The 17172-nt window shown below is 43.9% G+C and carries 23 protein-coding genes and 1 pseudogene; 19 read left to right on the forward strand and 5 right to left on the reverse strand.

What is annotated here, in order from left to right; genetic code table 11:
• Nucleotides 1-608: 608 nt before the first annotated feature.
• On the reverse strand, nucleotides 609-854 hold the full coding sequence (locus R7P69_RS18390; protein WP_054579112.1) for a hypothetical protein: 246 nt from the start codon (nucleotides 852-854) through the stop codon (nucleotides 609-611).
• Nucleotides 855-980: 126 nt separating this feature from the next.
• Between R7P69_RS18390 and R7P69_RS18395 the strand changes: the two genes are divergently transcribed.
• From R7P69_RS18395 to R7P69_RS18460, 14 genes are all read left to right on the forward strand, one after another.
• Nucleotides 981-1412, forward strand: coding sequence for a hypothetical protein (locus R7P69_RS18395; RefSeq protein ID WP_017634071.1), 432 nt, complete (start codon nucleotides 981-983; stop codon nucleotides 1410-1412).
• On the forward strand, nucleotides 1387-1689 hold the full coding sequence (locus R7P69_RS18400) for a helix-turn-helix domain-containing protein (protein WP_213916129.1): 303 nt from the start codon (nucleotides 1387-1389) through the stop codon (nucleotides 1687-1689). Before R7P69_RS18395 ends, R7P69_RS18400 begins: the two co-directional genes overlap by 26 nt.
• A gap of 3 nt (nucleotides 1690-1692) precedes the next feature.
• Nucleotides 1693-2184: a single-stranded DNA-binding protein gene (gene ssb / locus R7P69_RS18405; protein ID WP_170894063.1), complete on the forward strand. Its 492-nt coding sequence runs from the start codon at nucleotides 1693-1695 to the stop codon at nucleotides 2182-2184.
• A 3-nt stretch (nucleotides 2185-2187) separates the two neighbouring features.
• On the forward strand, nucleotides 2188-2487 hold the full coding sequence (locus R7P69_RS18410) for a hypothetical protein (protein WP_054579110.1): 300 nt from the start codon (nucleotides 2188-2190) through the stop codon (nucleotides 2485-2487).
• Between the two features lie 89 nt (nucleotides 2488-2576).
• Nucleotides 2577-2957: a hypothetical protein gene (locus R7P69_RS18415; RefSeq protein ID WP_017634075.1), complete on the forward strand. Its 381-nt coding sequence runs from the start codon at nucleotides 2577-2579 to the stop codon at nucleotides 2955-2957.
• A gap of 2 nt (nucleotides 2958-2959) precedes the next feature.
• Complete coding sequence (locus R7P69_RS18420; RefSeq protein WP_054579109.1) at nucleotides 2960-3688, forward strand: VRR-NUC domain-containing protein; 729 nt, start codon at nucleotides 2960-2962, stop codon at nucleotides 3686-3688.
• A gap of 26 nt (nucleotides 3689-3714) precedes the next feature.
• A complete protein-coding gene (locus R7P69_RS18425) occupies nucleotides 3715-4413 on the forward strand; it encodes a hypothetical protein (protein ID WP_017634077.1) in 699 nt (232 codons plus the stop codon).
• A gap of 120 nt (nucleotides 4414-4533) precedes the next feature.
• On the forward strand, nucleotides 4534-4803 hold the full coding sequence (locus tag R7P69_RS18430) for a hypothetical protein (RefSeq protein ID WP_017634078.1): 270 nt from the start codon (nucleotides 4534-4536) through the stop codon (nucleotides 4801-4803).
• Nucleotides 4782-5105 carry an HU family DNA-binding protein gene (locus R7P69_RS18435; RefSeq protein ID WP_017634079.1) on the forward strand — a complete coding sequence of 108 codons (324 nt, stop codon included), beginning with the start codon at nucleotides 4782-4784 and terminating at the stop codon, nucleotides 5103-5105. The genes R7P69_RS18430 and R7P69_RS18435 overlap by 22 nt, the downstream gene beginning before the upstream one ends.
• A complete protein-coding gene (locus R7P69_RS18440) occupies nucleotides 5105-5401 on the forward strand; it encodes an HU family DNA-binding protein (RefSeq protein ID WP_017634080.1) in 297 nt (98 codons plus the stop codon). The genes R7P69_RS18435 and R7P69_RS18440 overlap by 1 nt, the downstream gene beginning before the upstream one ends.
• Nucleotides 5394-5636 (forward strand): hypothetical protein, encoded by a 243-nt coding sequence (locus R7P69_RS18445; protein ID WP_017634081.1) that lies wholly within the window; start codon nucleotides 5394-5396, stop codon nucleotides 5634-5636. Before R7P69_RS18440 ends, R7P69_RS18445 begins: the two co-directional genes overlap by 8 nt.
• Nucleotides 5614-5847 (forward strand): hypothetical protein, encoded by a 234-nt coding sequence (locus R7P69_RS18450; RefSeq protein WP_017634082.1) that lies wholly within the window; start codon nucleotides 5614-5616, stop codon nucleotides 5845-5847. The genes R7P69_RS18445 and R7P69_RS18450 overlap by 23 nt, the downstream gene beginning before the upstream one ends.
• 537 nt (nucleotides 5848-6384) lie before the next feature.
• Complete coding sequence (locus R7P69_RS18455) at nucleotides 6385-6546, forward strand: hypothetical protein (protein ID WP_017634083.1); 162 nt, start codon at nucleotides 6385-6387, stop codon at nucleotides 6544-6546.
• A gap of 57 nt (nucleotides 6547-6603) precedes the next feature.
• Nucleotides 6604-6768 (forward strand): hypothetical protein, encoded by a 165-nt coding sequence (locus tag R7P69_RS18460; protein ID WP_170894064.1) that lies wholly within the window; start codon nucleotides 6604-6606, stop codon nucleotides 6766-6768.
• Between the two features lie 483 nt (nucleotides 6769-7251).
• Here the strand turns inward: R7P69_RS18460 and R7P69_RS18465 are convergent, their stop codons facing one another.
• A complete protein-coding gene (locus tag R7P69_RS18465) occupies nucleotides 7252-7728 on the reverse strand; it encodes a metal-dependent hydrolase (protein ID WP_155486347.1) in 477 nt (158 codons plus the stop codon).
• Nucleotides 7725-8120, reverse strand: a complete 396-nt coding sequence (locus R7P69_RS18470; protein WP_213916128.1) for a hypothetical protein — start codon at nucleotides 8118-8120, stop codon at nucleotides 7725-7727. The genes R7P69_RS18465 and R7P69_RS18470 overlap by 4 nt, the downstream gene beginning before the upstream one ends.
• A gap of 307 nt (nucleotides 8121-8427) precedes the next feature.
• Here R7P69_RS18470 and R7P69_RS18475 point away from each other — a divergent pair, with 307 nt between their 5' ends.
• Both R7P69_RS18475 and R7P69_RS18480 read left to right on the forward strand, forming a co-directional pair.
• The gene (locus R7P69_RS18475) at nucleotides 8428-9822 is read left to right on the forward strand and encodes a hypothetical protein (RefSeq protein WP_213916127.1); all 1395 of its coding nucleotides are present in this window, start codon (nucleotides 8428-8430) and stop codon (nucleotides 9820-9822) included.
• Nucleotides 9815-11311 carry a hypothetical protein gene (locus tag R7P69_RS18480; RefSeq protein ID WP_017634087.1) on the forward strand — a complete coding sequence of 499 codons (1497 nt, stop codon included), beginning with the start codon at nucleotides 9815-9817 and terminating at the stop codon, nucleotides 11309-11311. Before R7P69_RS18475 ends, R7P69_RS18480 begins: the two co-directional genes overlap by 8 nt.
• Nucleotides 11312-11419: 108 nt before the next feature.
• Here the strand turns inward: R7P69_RS18480 and R7P69_RS18485 are convergent, their stop codons facing one another.
• A complete protein-coding gene (locus R7P69_RS18485; protein ID WP_017634088.1) occupies nucleotides 11420-12307 on the reverse strand; it encodes a hypothetical protein in 888 nt (295 codons plus the stop codon).
• A gap of 1044 nt (nucleotides 12308-13351) precedes the next feature.
• Here R7P69_RS18485 and R7P69_RS18490 point away from each other — a divergent pair.
• The 3 genes from R7P69_RS18490 (at nucleotide 13352) to R7P69_RS18500 (ending at nucleotide 15904) form a co-directional block, all read left to right on the forward strand.
• A complete protein-coding gene (locus tag R7P69_RS18490) occupies nucleotides 13352-13810 on the forward strand; it encodes a hypothetical protein (RefSeq protein ID WP_054577250.1) in 459 nt (152 codons plus the stop codon).
• A complete protein-coding gene (locus R7P69_RS18495; RefSeq protein WP_017634090.1) occupies nucleotides 13810-14439 on the forward strand; it encodes a tyrosine-type recombinase/integrase in 630 nt (209 codons plus the stop codon). The genes R7P69_RS18490 and R7P69_RS18495 overlap by 1 nt, the downstream gene beginning before the upstream one ends.
• Nucleotides 14440-14908: 469 nt before the next feature.
• Nucleotides 14909-15904: a transporter gene (locus R7P69_RS18500; protein ID WP_054579104.1), complete on the forward strand. Its 996-nt coding sequence runs from the start codon at nucleotides 14909-14911 to the stop codon at nucleotides 15902-15904.
• 64 nt (nucleotides 15905-15968) lie between these two features.
• On the opposite strand, the pseudogene R7P69_RS18505 reads toward R7P69_RS18500, so the two are convergent.
• A pseudogene (locus R7P69_RS18505) lies at nucleotides 15969-16539 on the reverse strand (IS256 family transposase); the annotation flags it as partial.
• Between the last annotated feature and the right edge of the window lie 633 nt (nucleotides 16540-17172).

A 17172-nucleotide genomic window follows, 5' to 3' on the forward strand; every position in this document is an offset into this window, starting at 1 on the left:
TTCATTTTCCCTTTCTGCTTGATGCTAACCTCAAAAGAAAGTTGCCGCTTCCAGCAGATGGGTTAGCGCATTCAATATATTGCTGTTAACTCATCTTATCCTGTTAAAAACAAAAATGCTTCCCCGTACAACTTAAGTGGTTAAGCTTCCTATCATTTTGGCTAGTTTTTGCCCACTAATTTCTAATTAGCCTAAGTGTTGGCAGTATTAAACTCAACTATTTGACGTCGATAAGATGCTAAACGATCTGGAGTCATGGTCACGTAAGGCATCTGTTTTTTACTATACCGTTATTTAATGATTACGGAACCTAACGGACGAGGTTTCTTGATGAACCAATTCAAACTAGCTTTCGCGATTGATGCTTTTTCAATCCTTCATCTATATTTGTAACGCGACAGTATTATTGTTTTGTTTGGTTGGTATTGTTTATTTTTGTTGCTATTTTGTGTTTTCTGTCATTCCGAATGGGAAATTATTTATCTATGATTTGTAACTTTATATATACATTAAATTTTGGAGTATTCGGATTAGATATTGGATAAAAAAAGCTTCTAGTTTCCCCGAAGCTTTCCATTACTCTTATCCCGATAGCTAAACGTATCCGTCTATGCGAGGTGGACTTCATCATCATCCACTTTGAAAAGAGAAGTGTTTAACTTGCTAAGTAGCTTGTCTACTGGGATTTTCCACATTTTACACAATTCATTTAGGTTGTTCTGACCGCTCTTAATTGCATTGGCCAAAGCGAAGCCTAAGACGCTGTTAGAGGTGTTGGTCATGTACTCCTTAACGTCTTCTTGGATTTGGTTGTGAACTTTTTTGCTGCTGTTCTCTGATACTTTCTGATTCATTATATTATTCCGTTTTCCTGTTTCTGATATAAAAATACATCATTTCGGTTTTTGTATTGGTGATTTTTGAATTGTTTCTTAATCCGGTTTATACTGAATTAAAAATTTACTTGTTCGGAATTATTGATGGGTGAAATAATTTCTGAAATTAAGCGATCTCAACTGGAACAACGGCAAAGAGAGCGAGACAAAAGCTCACCATCAATCCTGGATACATTCGAGGGCATAGAGCCTACGGACGAACGCGAAGCTCTGGCGAACCGGTTACAAGATGCCGATGTGACATTGGACGACAAACCGGATCGCTGCCCGACTTGCAATGGCACAGGTTACACCAAGTCGTTATTTAGCAAGTGGGAGTGCTGTAGCTGTTTTGGGACTGGTTACGACCTTTCCGATCCGGTTGCCGTTATCAAGTGGCAAAAGCTCTGCCTCGATTGGTCAAAGAATCGGTTATATGAATATCGCGTTGCATTGATTAAGGGGACTACAACCGAGGAAGAACGACTAGCAAGTGAAGTGGAGAGCTTCTATGAAAATGCGAGACGCAAAGACTAAACAGGCCGCTCGAATCCAATCGCTTGAGTATAGACAGCAACGTGCAGCGCGAATCAAGCGAGCGAGACGGCATGCAGATTTAACCATACTCGAAATGAGCAGGTTAATCGGGTTATCACCAGACACTTATCGAAAAATCGAGAATGGCGAAGTGAACCCAAGGGTGCAAAACCTAGAACTGATAGCTGTCTACACAAGTACAGACGTGGGCAATTTGTTCTTTGGTGATGCGATTTCTAACAGAGACGAAGCGGTAAAGAGAGATACCGGAGAATAACGAATGGCTTCAAGAGGCATTAACAAGGTCATTCTGGTTGGTAACTTGGGGTCAGATCCCGAAATCCGATACCTGCCAAATGGCGGCGCAGTAGCGAATATCACGATCGCTACATCCGAAACTTGGCGCGATAAAGCGACAGGGGAGAACCGAGAAAAAAACGAGTGGCATCGAGTGGTGTTGTTCGGCAAGTTGGCCGAAGTAGCGGGGGAGTTCCTACGCAAAGGGTCACAAGTTTACATCGAGGGTCAATTGCAGACTCGCAAATGGAAAGACAAGCAAGGCCAAGACCGTTACAGCACAGAGGTAGTAGTTCAAGGCTTTAATGGCGTGATGCAAATGCTTGGCAATAGCCGAGCTGGTGGCCAGCAACAACAAGGCGGTTGGGATCAATCTCAACAGCAATACGGCGAGCCACCAATGGATTTTGACGATGAAATACCGTTCCAGAACGAGTTTCGTCATTACAAGATGCTGAGTTACGTGGCGGCTTGAACGGTGAGTAAGCAAAATTTAGCGTTAGCAACTCAAGACGACTTACTGATTGCATTGCGTCGAATGACCACTAAAGCGCTTATGGAAATGCGCGAGGCGACAGGCGAAACGGATTTTACGGACACACCAAGTGCTTTTTATTTCAGTAACCGTGCAATCGCGGCAGAAGTAAACGGGTGTTCGGGTCATGTGGCCGAACTAATCCAAGACAGCTACCTCGACTACGTTCACAAAGGTAGCGAAATACTGGTTTGGCTGGATGACTTAGAAGAACGCCTAGAGCGCTTTGCTAACCAAGAATAAAACACTTTAACCCTATTCCCTTATCCCAATTTTTGAGTAGTAGAGAAATTGCCCGATGAGCGATGTTTTTACTGTAGAGCTTCCTTGGTGTGCCAGCTATCCAAGATGACTCAACCTATTGGGACGTGCTTGGAACGTTATGGAAAGCGCAAGGCTCGCACCAACATCAAGGTGTGTGGTCGTCCCTGTTTACGTGCCCGAGACGCAACAAGCACAAGGTTATGAAGTCGTCAGAGCGCAAGGCGTTCGCCAAGCTACCCAAGGTGATCACTGCCTACCGCGCTATCAATGACGAATCCGAAATCGAAACTGCACTTTGTTGGACGCTATCTGAGGACATTGCTAAGCGTGTTTTCTCTCAAGGAGGCCGCCGCAAGGTGGTATCTAAGCAATTCACCAAGGACGAGGTGTTTGCCTACTTCAACCGCCGTAAGGAGCAAGAGATTTTAGTTGTACAAGGGCTTATCTAGTTATGGCCAGAGCACCACGATTCGATCACTCTTTTCTCGCAAACCAAGTTGCTAAGCGCAAGAAGTGGAAAAGCAAAGGCGTGAAAGCTGGCCACGGCGGCGACTTCAATATCGATGCAGCACTTAACGAGATTAACCGTTCTGTTAATCACATCATCAATCCGGTATCGATAAACGTCCCAAATACTGCGCTGGTGGACAAGTCAGAGCTACCAGCCTGGCTTATCCGTATTCTTGAGAAAGACATTGACGTTGCGCGCGCTGCGACACAGAAGAAAGTGGAACTGGATTCACCACACAAAACGCGCCTTGCACAAGGGATTAAGCGCCCGAAAGAGTTTAACGACACGAAGCTGGCCGAACACTGGTTACAGGTGCGTTTGTTCTACACGTTAGAGACGCAGTACAAGGACATTTACCCGCTGGTTTTCTCAATCCCTAATGGTGGCTACCGAACACCTAAAGCGGCTTCGATGATGAGCTATGAGGGACAAAAGAAAGGTGTGCCAGATATATTTTTTCCTATCCCGAGAGGGGTGTATCACGGGTTCTTTTTGGAGGTGAAAACGGAAGAAGGTCGCCCAAGTAAGGAACAGCAGGAAAAGATAAAAATGTTCCAAAATCTAGGATATTACGTGGTTGTGGCCAAGGGGTTTGATGAGTGCATTTGTCAAATTAATAGCTATCTCCAATTGCCAACATTTGATAACAAAACTAGACTAGCCGCATAAGTATATAAAAAGGGCTTAGTTATCTCATGTTAGCGAGTGAATACCACAGCATTGGCCAAAAGCCAGTTGATTTAGACGTGTTAGAAGCAACAAAGGTAGTCCGTAACTTCCTATGCGATTACCTTTACTATGACAAGTTGTTGCTAAGCTATGCTCCCGCAGGGGAATTTGGTAGCGCTCAAGCGTATCGTTGGCTTACTGGTGGTCATATTTGTGACTACGATGCTACTGGCGACACAATTGCACCAAGAGAGAAGATCAACTATCGAGTCATTAGAATGCTATTCGATGCTGGTCTAATCAAAGTAAAAACCAACATCCGAACGCCACATACTCGCTGCGTTATCTTTGAATGGGTTCGAGACATTAAGAAATATCGTCGTGAAATCCTCCGTACTAAAATCTTTGGCGAGAATGTTTACCTCACTAGCGCAATGATTGATGCTACAGCGGCGCAATATGGTCTGACCGTGACGTTTGTCGGTGCGAGAGGTGTCTTTGAGATATTGGATGGTAATGGCAACTCAATCCCGAACGGCCAAGCCAAGAACACCTACATATTCATGAATAGTGTTGGTGAGCCAGTAGGCCGACTACGTGATATGTCCTATTGGGAATGGGAACAATACTTATACGACACAGCGACACGCGCCAAGCTGCGCAAAACGCCTCTCAAAGTTCGTGATGGCATGCGCAGCCACTTTTCGGAGTTCAAACGAGCTTAACGCCAATCCTTGATCATCTTTCCACAAATGCCGCCTATATGGGCGGTATTTTTTTTGTATTAAAAACAGAAATTGTGTTCGGAATATTTACGGTGTGTTCGGAATGGTTATAATCGTCTAATGGCAGGACGTAAACCCAAGAAAAACGCCTTAACCCCTCAGCAGCGCTGGAATCGTCATCTTGCCAAGATGGCTAGGTTTGACATTAAACGTCAATACTACCGCGCCAGCGCGACACAACGAGAGCAAATTAGGCGACTCCAAATAGAACTTGGCTGTAGCAGTCGAGAAGAACTGGTTCTTTACGCCATCAATCTTCTAGGCCAACAGCACGGAATTTATCTGAAAGATATTCAAGAGGACTTAGCGTGTCTAAACAAAAAGCCGTAGGTAAGCACGAACTGATCTCAGCAATGAAAAAAGAAACGGGCGCATTACGTGAAGAATGCGAGCTGGTTTTTGATGCCTTTATCGAAGAAATCTCAACTCAAACCATGATTGAGGGCAATGCTGTATTGCTTAGTGGTTTCGGTACGTTCGCACCTCGCCTTAAGAAAGCGCGAGCTGGCCGTAATCCAAAAACGGGAGCACCAGCGATTGTAGCTGCGCGAGACAAGCTGACTTTTAGTGCATCGGATGTATTCCGCGATGAGCTGGCAAGCAAGGTAAACGAGATCAAGGGGGCACATTAATGAGTACACGCTTAAACCGAACTGACATTGAAAGAAACATTTCTAAACGCCTTGGCTTAAAGCTTACTGGTGATGATGCAGAGCTGGTGGGCGATTGTCTGGATGCAATGATCAATCACATTCTGGTTGAGATTGCGAAAGGCCGTGAGGTGCAAATTCGAGGCTTTGGCCGTTTCCGTCACATAGAGCGTGAACGCACAACCATTAATCCGGCGACGAAAGAGCGCTTAGGTGTCAAAACCGAGCACAGCGTATTGTTCTCTGCTTACAAGGACATGGTACGCGTCCATGAATGATAGTAAGGCAATTGGGCTACGTGTCTTTATCGGCTCCGTTCGGCTACTGGCTATAACCATTGTGTTAGCGCTGGTGGCTGTTGTCGGTATTGGCACATACAGCTTTTATGGATTGGTGGTCTATCCAAAGATAGAGCGAGTGAAGATTGATTTGGACGCAGAGCGCATAGAGCGCATTACTGTAGCGGCCAAGAGTGGGGAGAAGTCAGAGAATGGCGCACCTAGTCAAAAGTAAGACCGTCGAGGGCGCAAAGAACAAATGGGCGACTCGTTGGGACTATTTCTTTGATGCTCAATTCCTCTTTCGACGTGATACCGGAAAACAGTTTGTTTTAGACGTGGCCGCCGAGCCACAAACCGCCAAGGCGAACCGCTTCTACGTGGCTCCTGACTGGATTAACGAACAGCCGAGCTTAAGCCAAAACACAAGGCAGCTCAGCTCCTAAACCCTGTTTGTGTTGGGTTCGATGGCCTACAAGGTGAATGGGAAGATGGCTGGTGGTGCAATCCTCCGTTCGACCTTAAGTTTGAGTTTCTGGAAAAGGCGCTAGAACAAGCCAGAAAAGGCCGTGAAGGCATGATGTTGTTACCACATGAAGAACTCACAACGTGGTGGCTGGACTTGGTTGAGGGCTACGCCTCTTAACGCGCTGTGGTACTTCTTTCTGATAAAGATTGGCTACTATAAAACACTCAAGAAAGCCACCAGAAAAAAGCGACAGAAACAATCTTTAAATGGGTAAAAATCACAAAATGAAATGCAAACTAACATTGTGATATGTTCGGAATGAGTTTAGTATTATTCCCATAGGACAGTGACGGATACGACTTCCTATACGGTGCGCTTGTCTAATAAGGTTGTGCAAGCGTTGTAGGGTAAAACCTACAGGCTCCCAAAGAGGGCAAAGGGTTGATCTTCGAAAGAGGGTTAGCCCTTTGTTCTATCTATCCCCTACCAAAGAGCGCCTATATGAGCAGGCACTATGAGAAAAGTCCACGAACTATTCTGGCATCGCAAACACGACCGCATCCTTAAGCGAGAGCTGGCCAAGGATAAGCTGTACACCAAAGAGCTGGATAACTCCTTACGCAAGATGATTCACGAAATAAACAATCACCTTAAGCAAACTGAAAGCGTCAGCTAGATTGAGTGGAGTAAAGAGCATAGTATTAACAAAGCGATGCACTACAAAAGGTGAAGCATGCGTACTCAAGCACAAAAGAAAGGTAAAACAGTTCCCAAGGCGACTAAGAACAAAAAGAAACGCTCATTGTTTACAGAGGCAGAGCTATTGAATGGCTTAAATGCCCACACGGCACATAGTGATGAGCTAGCCAGTGTTTCTAGTAAAGAGCTAGGCGAGTAGCTAGGTAAAAAATACTTGAAACTAGCATTCCGAACGGATAAATTTATGTATACGCGATTTAAATAGTTGCCATTGTGACGACCGTGTTTTCCTTTAAAAATCTTAGACAACTGTGCTCAAGCGCCTTTGGTTATTCCATTGGCGCTTTTTTCTTGATTTTTCGAGGTAAGTATCAATATAATTGCCTTGTTTTCGTGTGAAGCGTACAGCTTCGGCGAGTGATTCAAAGAAGGTTTGCAAAAGAGCTGGTAGAAATACTGGCTCTTTTTATGTGTCGTGTTTCAACCTATTGAAGAGGCATTTTTAGTGTTCTATATTTACCTCGCTCGCAAGAAAATGGACGTGGATACTCCAAAATATAGATGGCCAATTGATTGGTTATTGAATTACCTGTTATTGACAACTCCTCAAAATCAAAAGGCCACGGTAAAATGTGGCCTTTTCTTATGTTAAAAACATCATTTTTAAAAAGTCTATTCGGAATTATAAAGGCCGTAAAAAACCAACTAAAATACACGCTACCGAGAAAATGAATACGCATGTGATTCGCTGGTGGCTCCCCGAAGCGAATAGATTCAAACAGTACCTATCAAATGGGGTAAAAATCGGCACTGGTTGGCGGTTTAACACATCCCCAAGCCAATGCGACACACAACCGCATCCAAATCCACACAGAATCGCACCTAGAATCGTGCTGGTGGCTTTTAACGCCTCAATGGGTATTAATGTGCCCCCTATCGCTAAATGATAGCCATAAACCGTTACAGCGAGCCATATCGAAAGGATGTGGGTGTAAGTTCGGTGCGGGATTCTGTCAAATTCAAGCCAGTCCGGTGCGCTCGAACCGCTTAAGCAACCAAGAAATGCCAGGATTGAATGCAGTGGTGTTGTGTCTGCCATTAAGGCGAGAGGAACGGGCGCAAAGCACAGTGCGCCCCAAGCGTGTCCAGTTCGGCTCATTCAGCTTCGCATCGAGCGCAATACGCATAGACGATGGCACTCATCGCTATGGTTCGATTGCGGTAGTTGGTGGCCAATTTCTCAAACGTCTCTGCAACTTCGGGGTCAATCCAAGGACTGATTTGGCGTGCCCCTACTAGGTCGCCCTCGATTACTTCGGGGTGCTTTTCTGGTAGTTGGTTTGGATCAGTGTTGTTGATGGCCAACTGATACAGCTCGGTCAGGGTAATTCCGTTCTGTTCGCATTGTTCGCATGCTTTTGCGTGAGCAAGGCGTGAAATTCGCACTTGAAGTAGCGTTAATCCCTTTTCCCGTTGGCGGGTTCTAAACATGGTTTGTCGTGCTTTGGTTTTGGCTTTGTGTCTGAATTTGATGCGCTCGGGTGCTTTCAAGGGGGTATTCCTTTCGTCACGTAGCGCGTTGTCTTGGGTATGGGGGAAGGTGGCTAGTGAGATAACGCAGCCAATTACTATATCGTGCCGCAGAATCAATTGTACATGAGTAGCGTTACTCACTAGCTGGCCATGATTATATGCAGAAAATCGTTACTGTAAATACTATTTAATGTCGCGTTATCAAATTTTGTCTTTAAAACATTATTGACAATTAAATTATTTTTTAACTGGCCTAGTTCGTGTTGTTGTCACCTGTTTGAACTCTGTATTATTCCGAACGTAATAAAATGAATGGGGTTTAACCGTGTCCGGCAAGATTGACTATCAGGCTCACCAACAGCAGTTTTGGGAGCAGTTAGAGAAGCAGCCGACTTTGACGCTGGCCGAGTATTGCGAAGCCAACGGATTGAAGTACGGCACCGCTAAGCGATATATAAAACGGCCAGCCAAAACGGGCGGCAAGTTCCAACCGTCCGTTATGCCAAAAATCAAAGCGAAAAAGACCAGTCAGGGCAATGACTGGCATTCCCTTTTGAAAGAATTTCTCGTGCGTGGCGCTCAAAACCCAACGCTCACGATGGCCGCTTTTGCGAAAGATAAAGGGGTGAATGGTGCGACATTGCGCCGCCAGTTTAATTCCATGCGATCGCTGCCCGAGTTTGATCGATTATTTGATCTTTACGATGAGCAATTAGCGAAATTTCAAGAAGCGAAAAACGACAAGAAGAAAAAAAGAGCTGATAAATCAGAGTCCAAAGAAGCGGGGGCAACTGCGCAAGCGCAAAGTGCGCAAGGCGATCGCGCGAAAACAGGGGGTATTGGATCACTGCGCAAGCAGCGATCAGTTGAGGGACTTTCGCAGTATTCCAGTGCTCAAGTGGGTCGCCCTGTTGTGCATGGTGGTTATGCCCGTAGTGCGGGTATTACTGGCGAAATCATGGATATTCTCATGGATACCGATCCGCTTTCGGTTTGCAACGAACTGATTATTGCCCGTTCGCAGTATTACCGAATGAATGAGACGTTAGCTAAACGCCTTAAAGAGATCGATGAAATGGAAGAAAGCGGAGACATTCCGCTCGATGACGAAAACCAGCCAGTAGACATAAACGCCATGCGTGACCGTCTCATCTTTGGCTATGGCACCAGATTGCGTGAACTGGAATTGAGTATTTCCACGATGGCCAAACAAGAGGCCAAGCGCTACATCGATTTGCGTAAACAGGAATACGCTGAATTGATGATGCCACACTTACTGCCAGCGGAAGAAACCAGCCTAGTAATAGAAATGCTTTCTCTGCGCACTAAGAACAACTGGACAGCCTTAGAGACGTGTCAGCAAATCGAGAAGTTAGGCGCACGTCCACCAGCAACGCTATTGCATGAAGCTAAGGTAGAACTAGCGAACCTAGAGCCAGAAGTAGACGACACTGGTATCAGTGAGCAAGAGCTGGATGAGCTGTTTGATGACTACACGTTAGAGCAGATTGAGCAGCAAGATAACTGGCTACCTGCGCGCAAAGAAGAAGTAAACCGACGAATCAAAGAAGCCGAAGACCTAGAGAACGGCGTAGAACCTACCCTATCCCCATCCCAAATACAAAACGAAGCCGCTAAAGAGCAAGCCTATGATGACCTCGATAACGAGGGAGTGTCGGGGTTTGACGATGTAGACAGCTTCGAGGTACTTGGTGGCTAGAAGAATAAAGAGCGTAACACAAGATCCCCGTTACCCTGCCCTAGTTAAGCGGTATCGCTATGACTGGAAACGCCTCGCTGTTGAGCTAGTCGGTAAGAAGCCGAGCTGGCAGCAGCGCAAAATCATTGATAGTGCTCAGCGTATTGGTGCGCGAACGACTGTCAGCTCTGGCCACGGTACAGGCAAGTCAGACATGACCAGTATCATGATCATTGCTTTCATGCTCTGCTTCCCCAATGCGCGTGTTGTGCTGGTGGCGAACAACGCGAGACAGGTACAAATCGGTGTATGGAAGTACCTAAAATCCAACTGGAACACGCTCTTACAAAAGCATGGTTGGTTGCAGCAATACTTCACCATTACCGAGACAGCCTTTTTTGAAAACTCAGCAAAAGGTATCTGGCAAACCAGTGCTAAATCGTGCCGTATTGGTAACGAGGAAGCGCTAGCGGGTGAACACGCTAAACACTTGTTTGTTATTGTCGATGAGGCGTCAGGCGTCTCTGACAAGGCTTTTGGTGTGTTAGCGGGGGCATTGACCGAGAAAGATAACCGAATGCTGTTATTGAGCCAGCCAACGCGCCCTAGCGGCTATTTCTACGATACGCATCACCGATTAGCCGAGCCTAGTGGTCGATGGCGAGCCATCCGGCTTAACTCCGAGGAATCTCCGTTCGTAACCGTGGAATTTATCCTCGATAAGCGATTGGAGTATGGCGGTCGAGAGGCACCGGAATACCTGATTAAAGTACGTGGGGAGTTCCCAAGTTCCATTGCTGGCATGCTGCTTAGTCGGGATGCGCTGGACAAAAGCGCAAGGCTCAACCTCGATATGCCCGATGGTTGGGGTTGGGCTGCGCTGGTGGACGTTGGTAATGGTCGTGACCGCTCGATACTCAATATCTGCAAGGTTTGGGGTCAACGCATGGAGCGCATCGTTAAGAGCGTGAAATTGCTTGAACAACCAAGCACGGTCGATCCGGTTCGGTTCGCTGACATTATCCATGCAGAGTGTAGTGAGGACTTGTACCCAAACATCACGATAGCAGTGGATAGTGACGGTGTAGGTTATGACACGGCGACTTGCTTAGAACGCTACGGACGGCGCGTACAGCGCATTCGTTGGGGTAAGAAGATGCACTCCACCAGCGATAAGCAGCGTTTCTTTAACCAGCGTGCGTATGCCAATGTTATGGCTCGGGATGCGATAAACCAAGGCCGCATGCAGATAGATAAGAACGTCAAGACGGCAGAACAAGGCAGTAAAATACCTTGTGCAATCAACGAGTCAGGCCAATGGGTAATGATGCCAAAACCGATGATGAAAGAGAAAATGAACATCCCATCACCTGACCGTTGGGATACATACTGTTTTTCTCAATTGGTAGATTATGTGCCGCACGAAATGGAAGTAACAGAGAGCATGCTAGAGTCTCGCAGTTCAGTAGAACAATGGGTACTGGAAGCGCTTGAATCGGACGATGCTTAATTCCGTTGGTGCCAACATATAAAAGTAATATGAAAAGGTGGCGATACCGTTAAATATCGCCACCAAATCACCAATCAAAGCGGAACAACAATAATTTAGCTTAAAACCTTAGTTCACTAATCCATCGAACTGCGAACGTGCTTTGCTTTCGTTCTTGCTTCTAAGCTCTTTTCTGGCTTCACGAATAGCGTCAACTTCGCTTTCTATATACATATTAGCGTTAGGGTACAGTACCGACTTAAAAGCATTCGCTTCATCGAATATCGAACGTCCCTCAGTGGTGTTGTTCGTGATTAGCACATCGTGATCTTTACAAGAGCGATGCCTAATTAGAACAAGGCCACCAGCGTTAACGTGAACCTTTTTAGCTACGCGAGAAATGCCACCATTGTTGCCATCATAGGTATGGATGATAGCTACAATGTCATTGTGTTCTTGACCGCGCTTTCTAAACTCAACGTCTGCATTGTCTTTGAAGTATTTCAATTCATTCAATGCAGTGTTTTTATTGTTAGTGAGCTGTTCTTTCTCATCTTCTGGAAGATCGTAGGAGAGTTTACGGTCGAGGTCGCGTAGGTATGCTTCAAGTCTTTTGGCTAGACGTGCGCCAGTGACTTTCTGGCTGCTAGCTGCTTTATTAATTGTGATGTTAACGCGACGGACGTTCTCAATTACGGTCGTCTCTTTAAATGAGTTAGATGAGCTGTTGAAGTATTGAGGTGCGCGCTCTAAAAGCTCTTTATTGGCTGATTTCGCGGCCTCAATATACTCAAGTAAACGAGTGGTTGGATTACCACGTTTTACTACAGCTACGATGCGATCATTGAATAGTCCACTATCTTCTTTGCCATCTATTTGTTCGGAAAAAGTCGCGCGGTGCTTCAAGGCACGTTTTAGGCGCGCATCTGCCGTTTGTTTGTTTGCAAGTAATTGATTAAGTGTTTCTATATCAATAGCTTTTAAATCTTTAATTTCAGTATTTTTTTTATTAATCATGGTGAACGGTTGCTCCAAATTACATTGGAGGATAAAGGTTACACTCCATCCCTGAGCGTATGCGAGTAACGAAAAACCCTACCTTTATCCTTAATGCGTAGCATACCGTTTTTGTGTTCGGAATTAAATAAAAAACGAACAGAAGAACGTTATAAGTGTTGCTTTTTAAGCGAAGAAGTGATCTCGAACGAAGTTTAATACGTCATCACGATTAATGGATGAATTGCATAGTGCGTTCGGATGCGATTGGATAAGATGCATCATGCAAATGTCGGTCGCGTCATCGAGGAACGAGCTGCTAAATACATCTAGGGACAGGTCACATTTGTCTAGTATTTCGATTGGAATTAATTGATTCAACGTGCAGTGCATATCTATATCTCTTAAGCCAATTGACTGGATAGCCAATACGTATATAGCTCTGATTTGGAAAGAGTTTAGGGGATTCTCGCCAGCCGAGCTGATGTTCGCGGAGTATTATGAGACTGTGATCTTTGATTGTCTAGATATGCAAAATAATGCAAACATATCGTTACTAGCAGTTAGGTTTTGAGAACGTGACCTATACCGCATAATAATTGAGGATATGCATATTTGTTCGTTTCGCGTGACGACGTAACACCGTCATTATATTTCCAAAGACGGGTAATTGTCGTAGCGAGTTTCAAAAAACCTCTTTTAGTTTCAGTTCTAGACAGAACTGAAACTAACTTATCCAATGCTTTGTCGCTGGTCATCGACGCAAAAAGACACAAAATCCAATAAAAACAATGACTTATCAAATATCTAAGATTGCTTTCTAATCCTGGCATTTTGTGTGAATGAACCTAAATATTCCATAGGAATATTGATAAAAAATGACTTCTTGCTGGTGGTGTTTTGAGCACTATTGCGTTATTTGTCAAAAGTTGATTAGTCGGTCACTTCTGAAACCCTTCGTGCTTTTAATGTAATTATTCCGAACATAGTTGAAAAAGATATTCCTTTGGAATATATTGTATTCCGAGCAAACACTGGCATTTTGCCAAAAAAGGATCAGCAAAAATGTTTAAAAAAAATGAATTGGTGTCGCTTTCGGATGAGTGGGCGAGTAAACGCAGTGCCATCCAAGAGCGCCACCACGACCTTATTCTTATCTCTTTGGATGAGCTAATTAATGAATGTGGAGGCCAAGAACAAGCCGCCGCCATCATTCGCAATTTCTACGGTTTCCCTTGTGTGCAAGGCACGATCAGCAAGGCTCGAAAAGGTAATAATGCGCTAAAGATTCGCTCTCAACTTCGCTTTGCCATAAACACAATTAAAGAAGCTCAAAGCATCCAAGCACAAACCAAGATGATCAACCACTTTGGCCGCTTACCTGTTCACCACGACTTCGTGCGTGTCGATGGCGAACTAGGCTTATTCTTGGGATTTAGCTTGTTATCTCGAACCCTACAAATTCAAGTGTTCGTTGGTGGCGAGTTTAAAACGGTTAATGCTAATCACGTGGAGTTGATCTAATGCCTGCTTTCCCTGCGCGTGACTTAGACGAGTTGGAAAAAATAATCCGTTTAATGGATGACATTAACCCACTTATCTCTATGATGATTGAAATGGAGGTTCGTACAGGTTTACGTTATTGCGACATTTCGAAGCTAAAATTCAGCGATGTGATGATAAATGGCGTGATCCGGTCTTCATTTAACATTGTTCAATCAAAAGGTTTTAAAGGCCGTATGGCCCGAGGTAAGAGCGAAAAAGCCGCTAAAGAGGCCGCTCGAATCACCATTCACGTTAATGCCGAACTGGAAGAACTGATTAAACGTATCTACTTACACAATGGCCATAATGAGTTGATGTTTCAATCTAATCACCACTTGGCCAAAAAGGGCAATGCGATCAGCATCCAGTATATCAACCGAGCGTATAAGCGCATAGCAATGGAGTTGAGATTGCCATATCAGCTATCAACACACTCGATGCGAAAAATGTACGCCATGCTCCTGCTTGAAAAGAAAGCCTCTTTGAAAGTGATTAAGGACGCGCTTGGTCACTCTAGTGTTGCCGTGACTGACCACTACTTAAGAACGTTCCACGACGAAGCGAAAGAGTACACAACAGGCATTTCATTAAAACCAAAGGCAGAATAGAGGGAGGGGAAATTATGTGTAAGGCTCTAATGAACGCGAACTTACGAGTAAACGAATTTAAGCTTCGACAACAGGAACTTTCCCGAACCTCAATTCCGAATGACCTTAAACCAAAGGTAAGAGAATTAATGAAAAAAGGGTTCAGAAAAAAGGCAATCAAGCTGGTGCTTGGTTGCGGTTATGATGACCTAAAGACTATCAATCTGTCGCATTAGTTATAAATATAAAAAATTGTTACACTGTAACCTCTTTCCATTTGGCTACATGTTACATATAGCTATCGAAATACGCAACCAAATCAGCAAAGAACTATGGGGGCGTTGTTGGAATCGCGTTTGTAAGCAATTTATTTTATTAATAATATTGCGAAAACATAGAATCTATTCTAATTGTTTATAAGCTAGTGGCTTCACCTCAAGCTATTGCCTGAGATTACTTGGGTACGATCATCAGCAAAAGGAAAGATGCGATGTTACGGAAGGCTTTACTGGGTACCTATCTTTGTAGTTTATTCATTGTGGGAAATGCATATGGCGCTGAAGGAGATGATATTCCTCAACGCGCCCAAACTGCTGGTGATGTTATTGAGCGTCCAGGCGTTCTCACACCTAAAGGTAAATGGTCATTTGATTCGTCTTTAAGCTATACACAGAACTCTTCAAACAAAGTATCTGTTGTTGGGTATACAGTCTTACCAACTCTGATTATTGGGCGAATTGAAGTGAGTGATTCGGATAGGACTACAGTAACCGTTGGCTTAACTGCTCGGTATGGTTTAACAAACGCCACAGAGTTAGAAGTTAGAGTGCCATATGTATATCGTAATGACCAAGTTTCTACGCGTCCCATTCAAGATGGTTCAAACAGTGAAGTCGTAAACACAACGGTGGATGGTGGAGGGCTTGGTGATGTAGAGTTCGCATTGAGGCACCAGTTTAACTTTGAATCTGCGCCATACTGGGTAGGTGGCCTTAGAGTCAAGTCGGATACAGGACGATCGCCTTATGATGTTTCTATTGAAGATGGAAGCAACGCATTTAGTGATGTCCCTACTGGCTCGGGTTTTTGGAGTTTTGAGCCTAATTTATCTCTTATTCACCCTGTTGATCCTGCGGTTTTGTTCGCTAGTTTAAGTTACATTTATAACTTAGAAGATACTGTTACAGTTGGCGATACAAAAGCTGATGTTGATCTTGGGGACACTATTTCTCTTTCTGGGGGAATGGGCTTTGCGGTGAATCCTGATCTTTCATTCTCTTTAGGGCTTAGTCATAAAACTATTTTAAAAAGCAAAGTAAATGGCAGATCGGCAGATGATGCTAAGTTGCTTCAATTAGATGCATTAACTTTTGGTATAAACTATGCCTTTAGTGAACGCTCATCTATCAATGTTAGTGCTCAAGCTGGTCTTACAGAAGACACTCCCGACTTTCAGTTAACAGTACGAGTACCTTTTAATTTGTAAAATGGAGGTACAGTAAGTGTGGATTATAGGAATAACTATTGTCAAAGATAATGTATGGAGAGCGTACAGTAGCCTGTTGATGAGTTTCCATTTCTTTCACTCCACTAATAAAGCTAAAATCCTTTACAACATCCGTCAGGAGGACACAACTGTTGTAGACGGCACTACTTCATTTCTGCACTGCGTATTAACTTGTAGGTCATCATCAACGTAGTCTTTCTGGTCCCACAGTTCTTCGTCTTGTTCGTACTCAAACATACTGTGGCGAACATGGATTCTATTGGCTTAGAGGCGCTTTAGGAAGGTAGAGATCTCTGCCATCCAAGATATCTTGTAATGCATCCTTCATCCGTGGTAGCACGCTTTTGGGTACCTTGCTAAGCATATTTGTCACTTACGCTACTGTAGCTTGCGGCCCGCACTTAGCCATGACTTTTCAGAAGCCAAGTTCGCCATCTCCGGTGGCGAACTTGGGTGCTAACAGCAATTCTTGTTCTTTTGAGTGCTTAATGAGTCCTGTAACTTGTTTTTGACTCTTGGTGACGATCCAGAATTCCAGGGGCTTTTTTGTTTCCAGTGTCATCGATACCAATAATGACGAATAAAAAGAGCTGATCATCCATGTTCCTACCACATTAACTTACTCGTTTCACTACCCCCATAGAAAATTAAATAGGGATAGCAAAGAGAATTTATCTTAATTTTAAGTAGAAAATTTAGCACTTCAGAATGATATCACATTGGATTTTAGTACCGAAAAAGACTTAAAAAGTATGAACCTTCTATATTTTATCTCATACCTTTTAAGTTTTAATTATTATAAGTTAATGATTTTAAACATTAAATAATAAAGGTGATTGTTGGATAAGATACCTTTATCAATAAAGGATGAATGATCTGAACAATGCAATAGAACGAATTACTTCTTTATATTATCTTCATTTCATACTTGATGAGCACTTAAAGTAAATACAAAAAATAACATTATGATTATGCTGTTTTTTTCTTTAATCTACTAAAGAGACGCACCTAAATACTCCTTTCTAGCCTGAATTATTCTCAATCATGAGAACAGCTTTCACTGATCCTTTCTTATAATTTCATCGCTTCCCACAACATTTGAAGGAAGCTGAAAAATTTTTAATCCGAACTACTACTATGACAGGAAATGGAGTAATTGTTATGACTCTCAACAAAACAGGGCTTGCTTTAGCAATGTCAGCAATTTTATTTAGTGGCTCTCTAATCGCGAATGAGATCGATGATGG

The sequence above is a fragment of the Vibrio sp. 661 genome (assembly GCF_033339315.1).
In the GTDB taxonomy this organism is placed as follows: domain Bacteria; phylum Pseudomonadota; class Gammaproteobacteria; order Enterobacterales; family Vibrionaceae; genus Vibrio; species Vibrio alginolyticus.

Excerpts from the sequence above, each read along its gene's own strand:
- R7P69_RS18450 (WP_017634082.1), top strand. The coding sequence starts at position 5,614 with ATGGCGCACCTAGTCAAAAGTAAGACCGTCGAGGGCGCAAAGAACAAA.
- R7P69_RS18500 (WP_054579104.1), top strand. The coding sequence starts at position 14,909 with ATGTTACGGAAGGCTTTACTGGGTACCTATCTTTGTAGTTTATTCATT.
- R7P69_RS18395 (WP_017634071.1), top strand. The coding sequence starts at position 981 with ATGGGTGAAATAATTTCTGAAATTAAGCGATCTCAACTGGAACAACGG.
- R7P69_RS18490 (WP_054577250.1), top strand. The coding sequence starts at position 13,352 with ATGTTTAAAAAAAATGAATTGGTGTCGCTTTCGGATGAGTGGGCGAGT.
- ssb (WP_170894063.1), top strand. The coding sequence starts at position 1,693 with ATGGCTTCAAGAGGCATTAACAAGGTCATTCTGGTTGGTAACTTGGGG.
- R7P69_RS18465 (WP_155486347.1), bottom strand. The coding sequence starts at position 7,728 with ATGAGCCGAACTGGACACGCTTGGGGCGCACTGTGCTTTGCGCCCGTT.
- R7P69_RS18430 (WP_017634078.1), top strand. The coding sequence starts at position 4,534 with ATGGCAGGACGTAAACCCAAGAAAAACGCCTTAACCCCTCAGCAGCGC.
- R7P69_RS18400 (WP_213916129.1), top strand. The coding sequence starts at position 1,387 with ATGAAAATGCGAGACGCAAAGACTAAACAGGCCGCTCGAATCCAATCG.
- R7P69_RS18445 (WP_017634081.1), top strand. The coding sequence starts at position 5,394 with ATGAATGATAGTAAGGCAATTGGGCTACGTGTCTTTATCGGCTCCGTT.
- R7P69_RS18455 (WP_017634083.1), top strand. The coding sequence starts at position 6,385 with ATGAGAAAAGTCCACGAACTATTCTGGCATCGCAAACACGACCGCATC.
- R7P69_RS18425 (WP_017634077.1), top strand. The coding sequence starts at position 3,715 with ATGTTAGCGAGTGAATACCACAGCATTGGCCAAAAGCCAGTTGATTTA.
- R7P69_RS18420 (WP_054579109.1), top strand. The coding sequence starts at position 2,960 with ATGGCCAGAGCACCACGATTCGATCACTCTTTTCTCGCAAACCAAGTT.
- R7P69_RS18390 (WP_054579112.1), bottom strand. The coding sequence starts at position 854 with ATGAATCAGAAAGTATCAGAGAACAGCAGCAAAAAAGTTCACAACCAA.
- R7P69_RS18485 (WP_017634088.1), bottom strand. The coding sequence starts at position 12,307 with ATGATTAATAAAAAAAATACTGAAATTAAAGATTTAAAAGCTATTGAT.
- R7P69_RS18460 (WP_170894064.1), top strand. The coding sequence starts at position 6,604 with ATGCGTACTCAAGCACAAAAGAAAGGTAAAACAGTTCCCAAGGCGACT.
- R7P69_RS18440 (WP_017634080.1), top strand. The coding sequence starts at position 5,105 with ATGAGTACACGCTTAAACCGAACTGACATTGAAAGAAACATTTCTAAA.
- R7P69_RS18495 (WP_017634090.1), top strand. The coding sequence starts at position 13,810 with ATGCCTGCTTTCCCTGCGCGTGACTTAGACGAGTTGGAAAAAATAATC.